Source organism: Actinomycetota bacterium (genome assembly GCA_030019255.1).
In the GTDB taxonomy this organism is placed as follows: domain Bacteria; phylum Actinomycetota; class Geothermincolia; order Geothermincolales; family RBG-13-55-18; genus Solincola_A.
In genome coordinates this window covers 260577-267386 of sequence record JASEFK010000004.1, presented here as the reverse complement: position 1 = coordinate 267386, position 6810 = coordinate 260577, and the positions used below count along the sequence as shown (strand labels likewise).

At 65.4% G+C, this 6810-nt stretch carries 6 protein-coding genes and 1 pseudogene; 5 read left to right on the top strand and 2 right to left on the bottom strand.

The annotated features are described in order from the left end of the window. Positions 1 to 76: 76 nt before the first annotated feature. Together QME84_05460 and QME84_05455 are read right to left on the bottom strand one after the other, a co-directional pair. Positions 77 to 580: pseudogene (locus tag QME84_05460) on the bottom strand (ferredoxin-thioredoxin reductase catalytic domain-containing protein). Further along, complete coding sequence (locus QME84_05455; GenBank protein ID MDI6873712.1) at positions 577 to 864, bottom strand: glutaredoxin family protein; 288 nt, start codon at positions 862 to 864, stop codon at positions 577 to 579. The pseudogene QME84_05460 and the gene QME84_05455 overlap by 4 nt, the downstream one beginning before the upstream one ends. Before the next feature lie 520 nt (positions 865 to 1384). On the opposite strand from QME84_05455, the gene QME84_05450 reads away from it, so the two are divergent. From QME84_05450 to QME84_05430, 5 genes are all read left to right on the top strand, one after another. Then, positions 1385 to 1786, top strand: coding sequence for a hypothetical protein (locus tag QME84_05450; protein ID MDI6873711.1), 402 nt, complete (start codon positions 1385 to 1387; stop codon positions 1784 to 1786). 560 nt (positions 1787 to 2346) lie between these two features. Continuing rightward, positions 2347 to 3750, top strand: a complete 1404-nt coding sequence (locus QME84_05445; GenBank protein MDI6873710.1) for a CoA-binding protein — start codon at positions 2347 to 2349, stop codon at positions 3748 to 3750. 20 nt (positions 3751 to 3770) lie between these two features. Further along, positions 3771 to 4043 carry a HEAT repeat domain-containing protein gene (locus QME84_05440; protein ID MDI6873709.1) on the top strand — a complete coding sequence of 91 codons (273 nt, stop codon included), beginning with the start codon at positions 3771 to 3773 and terminating at the stop codon, positions 4041 to 4043. Between the two features lie 301 nt (positions 4044 to 4344). Beyond that, positions 4345 to 5577, top strand: a complete 1233-nt coding sequence (gene amrB, locus QME84_05435) for an AmmeMemoRadiSam system protein B (protein ID MDI6873708.1) — start codon at positions 4345 to 4347, stop codon at positions 5575 to 5577. Then, entirely contained in the window at positions 5577 to 6806 is a 1230-nt protein-coding gene (locus QME84_05430; GenBank protein MDI6873707.1) for an MFS transporter, read from the top strand. The genes amrB and QME84_05430 overlap by 1 nt, the downstream gene beginning before the upstream one ends. The last annotated feature ends 4 nt before the right edge of the window (positions 6807 to 6810 follow it).

The window sequence follows — 6810 nt, the reverse complement described above, 5'->3', positions numbered from 1 at the left end:
GAGGCTTCTCGCGGGCCGCCAGGTAGCCGCAGACCTTGCAGCGCCAGACGGGCAGCCTCTCTCCACCTGGAGGCGGGAAGGGTTCGAAGCGGTCGGCGGAGGCCTTGCACACCGGGCAGACCTGGGGAGGCTTCTCGCGGGCCGCCAGGTAGCCGCAGACCTTGCAGCGCCAGACGGGCAGCCGGCCCTCGGCGGTCACGGTAGCCTCGCGGGCCGCTTCACGCCTTCGCTCCAGCTCCTCCGGCTCCGGCCTCCTCTCGGGTATCTGCCCCTCTACCTTGCGTTTGCCTTCCAGGACCTCCTGGGTTACGTACAGCGCTCAGTAGCACTGCCCGTACTCCTCGAGGTCCGCGTCGCGGTAGTCGCAGGGGCAGATGATGTCCAGGTCCTTCTCCCTCTCCCCCTCGCCGATGCGGCAGGGACAGAGCATGTACCCGTACCGCTCCCCGTTGCGGTACAGGCCGTCCACAAGCATGAGGGTGAAGTCCCGGTCCGGGTTGAGGTGGTAGCCTGCCGACTCCGCCTCCTCATGGAGCCTGCGGTAGAGGTCCAGCACCTCCGTCGGGTACTCCTCGCTCAAAGCAGTACCTCCCGATAGCGGTCTTCGTTGAACCCGGCGATGACCTCGTTTCCGTCCACCACCAGGGTGGGAAAGGTCCGCCGCGGGTTGCGCTTCTTGACCTCCTCGAAGACTTCCTTCTGGGCTTCCCCTTCCAGGAGATCCACGTAGACGTAGCGGTAGGCGAGCTTGTTCTCTTCCAGGAAATTCCTGGCCTTCCTACACCACCCGCAGGTGGAGAGGGCGAAGAGCAGCAGGTCGTGCTCCTTTTTCTCGCCGTCCACCGCCTTCAAGTACCGTTCCATGTTCCCAACTCCTTTCCTCGCTCACGGCTAATTTTTCCCCCGGAGGAGGGCTTTAAACCTTGCAGGCGCCTCCTTCAGGCCATAATTCCTCCATCACGCTATTTTGGTACGCCCGGACGCCGGGAGGCCATGACGGGAGTCACCACAGGGAAGGGCCGGCGGGGCGGGAGGCGGAAGCCAGCGAGGATTCATGTTCACATGCTGCGGCGCTTCAAATTTCCCACCGGGGTTCACGCGAATAACGGGAGGGCAGGGGTATCGCCTTGATGCCGCCTTCTTCCGACCATTGTTCACACGGACAATAACGGGCCGAGAGGGGGCTGGCCTCGATGCCGCCTTTGTTCCATGCAAACATGACTGATGGGTCAGGGGCTCAACCTCTCCCCCGCTCCCGAAATTCCCTTTATACAAAGGAAAAACAACCATGTTTTCCCAAGGATTTTACAATCTTCCGGGGCGTGCTATAATGGTGATGCGACATCGTATCGGATAATCGGCTGAGCAACGAGGAGGGAGGGCGATGAGCGAGTTTCTTCGCAAACTGGGCCGGGCGCTGGGGAGGATGGCCAACAACCAGGACCTCATCTCCGGGATCATGTCCGGCATCGACCCCCGGGTGGTGGCCAGGGCGGTGAACGAGAACAGCGGACTCCTGGGCGAGGTGATGAAACACCTCGAGCCGGAGGTGCTGGCCGGGATGATAAACAGCAACCCCGACTTCCTCTCCCGACTGGTGAAGGGCCTGGACGCCTCCGCGCTGGCCGCAGCCATGAACAAGAACCAGCGTTTCCTGGTCCAGCTCATCGAGAATACCCATCCCAACCTCTTCACCCGGGCGGCTAACGCGCTCTTCAACCGCATCCGCAAGGCCTCCTACCGTCCGGGGCTCTCCCCCGTGGAGGAGCTGCAGGAGAGCGCCTGAGCGGGGCCATTCCGGCACCCACGATACGCGACCCGGAGTGCCTGGGTAACGTGAGGCTCCGTGCGGACGGGGCGCGCACAAGGACACCTTTCACGCAAGGCTCTCAACCGTGGAGGAGCTGAAGGAGAGCGCCTGAGCGGGGGCCTTTCCGGTTTCGCCGCCGAAAGGGTCGAAGGGAAGTCCGGGAGGGATAATGGCTACGGGGCGGTGAGGAGCATGAGGGACCCCCGCTCGATCCGTCCGGCGCTTCTCCACGAGCCTGTCCTGTTGAAGGCCATACACCCTGCGCCCTGAACGTAAACTTGCCCGCCCCGTCCGGAAAGGTCCTTGTTCGACACCCTTGAGTTTTCCGGTTTGGACATACCGATAAAAAGACAGCCCTGGCATTACCAGCGGTGGCACAAAGAAGGGGTGGGTCCAGGGGATACCCCACGGGGAAGCTACCAGGTTCCCCGCCATCCCCCTGCCCGTGCAAGGCCCCGGAAACGCGAGGGCAGGCCTTGTATATCATAGGGAAATATAAGGGAAAAATCATAGGGGAAAAGGAAGGATGGCGCGCCATGGGTTCCGAGATACTGGAGAAGTTCCGTCCCCTCTTCCAGCCCCGTAGCATCGCCGTCATCGGGGCCACCGACAACCCCTTCAAGCTGGGCTACCACGCCCTGGCCGCGGTGACCTCCACGGGATACCGGGGCGAGGTGTACCCGGTAAACCCCCACGCCGGTGATACCATCCAGGGCCGCAAGGCCTACCGCTCCATCTCCGAGCTTCCCTACGGGGTGGACCTCTTCGTCTACGCGGTTCCCGAGGTCCAGGTGCTGCCCACGGTCCGCGAGGCGGTGGAGAGGGGCGGGCGCGCGGGGGTTATCTTCGCCGGAGGCTTCCGGGAGACCGGTGAGGAGGGGCGGAGGCTCCAGGAGGAGCTGGTCCGGGTGGCCGACTCCGGAGGGATGAAGCTCATCGGCCCCAACTGCATAGGGGTCCTCAACACCAGGGATAAAATAAACGCCACCTTCGCCAGCCCCCTGGCCTGGTTCCCCTCCGGGGACGTATCCGTGGTGAGCCAGAGCGGTGGGATGGGCAATTGCATCCTCAACGAGCTCATGGACGAGAGGGTGGGAATATCCAAGTTCGTGAGCATCGGCAACCGGGCCAACGTGGAGTTCGCGGACATGGTAGAGTACCTGGCCGAGGATCCAGACACCGCGGTCATCTGCCTGTTCATCGAGGGGCTGGACCGGGGGGACGACTTCCTCCGCCGCGCGCGGGAGGCGTCGCGCAGGAAGCCGGTCATCGTCTACAACCGCGGCTTCACGGAGAGCTCCTCCCGCACCGCCCTCTCCCACACCGGGTCGGTGGCCAGCTCGGAGGCGGTGTACCGGGGGGCCTTCGCCCAGGCCGGGCTCCTCCAGGTGGGGTCAACGAGCGAGATGGCCTGCCTGGCCAAGGCGGTGTCCATGGGAGGGGTCCCCCGGGGGAACGGGGTCTTCATCTCCACTCACACCGCGGGCCCGGTCATCGCCATCACCGACATCGCCGAGAGGGGCGGGGTGCGCTTCCCTCCCCTGCACCCGGAGATCGCGGCGGCGGTGCGGGAGTTCATCCCCCGGCACGCCGTGGCCGACAACCCCCTGGACATGTTCGCCTTCGCCTGGACGGACAACTCCCTCTACCTCCGGGCCGCCGACCTGGCCCTGCGCCAGGAGGACATCCACTGCGCGGTGGCCGTCTTCGTCACCGGGGCGGGCGCTGGGCCGGCTTTCCCGGCGCGGGAGTACGCCGAGATAGGGAAGAAACACGGCAAGCCGGTCTTCCTTTGCCTGGTGGCCCCGGCCCTGCTCTCCCAGGAACTGGAAAATGCCCAGAAGGAGGGGGTCATCGCCTACAACACCCCGGAGAAGATGGGGAAGGTGCTGGCCAACCTCAACCGCTACCTGTCCCTGCGGGGCGGGCCGGAGAGGTAGGATTCCGGGAGGGAAGGACGATGGCTCCCCTGGGTTTCGGGAAGCGGGACATCCACAGGCTGGAGAGAGAGCGCGACGTCGAGGGCCTGGTGAAGCTCCTCCGCTCGGGGGACGAGAAGGTGGCCTTCCAGGCCATCGAGGCCCTGACCCGCCTAGGAGACAGGCGGGGGGTGGAGGCCCTCATGGCCCTGGTGGTGGATCCCTCCACCAGCGACCTCATCCGCGCCAAGGCCTGGCTGGCCCTGGACGTGGGGCTGGCCCGGGAGGCCAGAAAGCGCACCGGCTGGAAGTAGGAGATGCCGGGGCTCCGGCAGGCGCATTCGGTCCGAAAGGGTGGAGAATCCATACCGCCATCCCGGCCGAACAGGCGATCGAGGCGGGGAAAGGGCGATTTCCCTTCCCGGACCGCATCATGCTCCGGCGGCGTCAGGTGCGGAGCAGTACACAGAACGGAGCATACCGGCAATCCAGCACCTGTTTCCTTAATCCAGCACCTGTTTCCTTAAAAGGGTATATTATATATTTGTCTTTCGAGCTTGCCTTTCAGGAAATAAGCCGCGAAGCGACGACCTTCGGGAAAGACGGGTGAAAACCATGCAGGAGACCGAGTATCCCAAGCTGCGCCGCCTGGAGGCCTTCCCCGCCAGGCAACAGGGAAGGGACGTAGTGGCCCTGCGCGATCCCCTGGGATACGCGAGGAACATCGTCGTCCTCCCCCCCAACCTCTACTTCATCGCCTCCCTGTGCGACGGCACGCGTTCCCTGCGCGACCTGCAGGCGGCCTACGTGCGACGCTACGGGGACATCATCACCAGCGATCAGGTGGCCTCCCTCATCGCCGAGCTGGACCGCAAGCTCCTCCTGGACAGCGACAACTTCCGCAACTACAAGCGCCGCTTGGACCAGGAATACCTGGCCCTGCCCAACCGGCCCATGGTCTCCGCGGGCAACGGCTACCCGGCTGATCCCCGGGTACTGGTCCAGCAATTGAGGACCATGCTCCTCGAGGCGGGGGAACCCCAACCGCTCCCGGAACCGCCCCTGGCCGCGGTCGCCCCCCACATCGACCTGGAGCGGGGATGGGAATGCTACGGCAAGCTCTACTCCCTCCTGGGGGCCTCCCTCCCCGGTAACTCCCGGCCCCTGGTGGTCATCCTAGGAACCTGCCACGGGGAGATGGAGGGCTTTTTCGCCCTCACCCGCAAGAACTACCTCACCCCCTTCGGGCTGGTGGAGACGGACGCCGGCCTGGCCGAGGGACTGGCCCGGGCGGCGGGCATGGACGGCCTGGGGGATGAGCTCTCCCACCGCTTCGAGCACTCCATCGAGATACAGTTGCCCCTGCTGTGCTTCATCTTCGGCGGGGCGGACCGCTTCCGCCTGCTGCCCATAACCTGCAATTCCTTCCACGCCTTCGTGCAGGAACGTAGGTCCCCCTCCGAGGACCGGGAGGTTTCCTCCTTCGTGTCCGCGCTGAAGGGATTGCTCTCCGCCATGGGGGAGGAGGTCCTCTTCATCGCCTCCGCCGACCTGGCCCACGTGGGCAGGAGATTCGGCAGCCCCCTGCCCCTGGACGGGGTGATACTCTCCTCGGTCATCGCCAAGGACAAGGAGATGCTGCGTCCCGTGGAGGAGGGCGATGCCGAGGGGTTCTTCGGCTACGTGGCGGCGGAGGGAGATTCCCGTCACGTGTGCGGCCTCCCGCCCATCTACACCCTGGTCAAGGCGCTGGAGGGACGGAAGGGCACCCTGGTGGACCACTGCCACTGGTTCGACTCCCAGGAAGGCTCGGCGGTGACCTTCGCCGGCCTGGTATTCCCCCGCTGATGCCGGAAGCCGGAGCCGCCGCCGTTCCACTGCGGTCCAACCGCCGGTTGATTGCCCTCTTCTTTTCCCAGTTTCTGGGAATGGCCGCCCGGGGGATCTACTTCGTGGGCCTGCCCCTCTTCGTGCTGGAGCGCACGGATTCTCCCTTCTCCATGAGCGTCTCCCTATTCCTGAGCTTCGCCCCCTTCACCTTGGCCGCTCCCTTCGTGGGCCCCGTGGTGGACCGCTTTTCCCGCCGCGACCTGCTGGTGGGCGCCAACCTCCTTTACGGGTTGTTCCTCCTGATCCTGCCCTTCCTCCATGCCCCCCTTCCCATCTTCGCCGTGGCCTTCACCGCCTCTGTCTGCGGCGTGGTGGTGGCCAACAGCATCGTGGCCCTCCTGCCGGAGCTGGTGGACCTTGCCCAGTTGGCCAGGGCCAATTCGATGTACATGTTCCTGCGCTCCGCCACCTTCCTTTTGAGCACCGGGTCCGCCTACTTCCTGGTGAAGGCCCTGGGGAAGGCCCGCCTCTTCTTCGTCTGCTTCGCCTTCCAGGCGGCCTGCTCGGCGGCCGGCCTGCTCATCGAGAAGGACGCGGGGCTGCGGAGGCCGGAAGGCCGTGAGCGCGGGCACCCCCCTGCCATTCAGGGTATCGCCCGGGCGATGGGCATCATCCGGGGAGACCGCCACGTGCGTGGGCTCACCGTCATGCACCTCCTCTTCATGCCCGTCTTCGGGGCCTTCGAGGTGCTGCTCCCTCTCTTCAGCGACCGGCGGCTGGGGGAGGTGAACTACTACACCCTCCTCAGCGCGGCGGTGGGAGCCGGCTTGGCCCTGGGGAGCCTGCTCACCTACCGGCTGCTGGAGAGGGTCCGTCCCCTGAGCCTGGTACTGGCCAGCTTCTGTGGTTACGCCGCCGGGGTCTTCCTGCTTAGCCGCTCCGCCTCCCTGTGGGCCTCCCTGCTTATCTGCCTGGGCATGGGAGTTGTGGACGCCCTGGGCTTCACCACCTACGAGTTCCTCCGACAGCGCCTGGTACCCTCCGAGTTCCGGGGAAGGGTGTTCGCCATCATGGACGCCCTGGTGCTCCTGCCGCTGCCCCTGGGGTACCTGGGAATGGGCTACCTGGCGGGAAGGGTGGAGGTCGTCTCCGCCGCCCTATGGCTGAGCCTGGCAGGGATGGGCCTGGCCCTCCTTTCCTTCCCCTTCACCCGGGGCCTCCCCTCCCTCGAAAAGAGGGGCTGCTAGCGGG

Excerpts from the sequence above, each read along its gene's own strand:
- amrB (MDI6873708.1), top strand. The coding sequence starts at position 4,345 with ATGCAGGAGACCGAGTATCCCAAGCTGCGCCGCCTGGAGGCCTTCCCC.
- QME84_05450 (MDI6873711.1), top strand. The coding sequence starts at position 1,385 with ATGAGCGAGTTTCTTCGCAAACTGGGCCGGGCGCTGGGGAGGATGGCC.
- QME84_05455 (MDI6873712.1), bottom strand. The coding sequence starts at position 864 with ATGGAACGGTACTTGAAGGCGGTGGACGGCGAGAAAAAGGAGCACGAC.
- QME84_05445 (MDI6873710.1), top strand. The coding sequence starts at position 2,347 with ATGGGTTCCGAGATACTGGAGAAGTTCCGTCCCCTCTTCCAGCCCCGT.
- QME84_05440 (MDI6873709.1), top strand. The coding sequence starts at position 3,771 with ATGGCTCCCCTGGGTTTCGGGAAGCGGGACATCCACAGGCTGGAGAGA.
- QME84_05430 (MDI6873707.1), top strand. The coding sequence starts at position 5,577 with ATGCCGGAAGCCGGAGCCGCCGCCGTTCCACTGCGGTCCAACCGCCGG.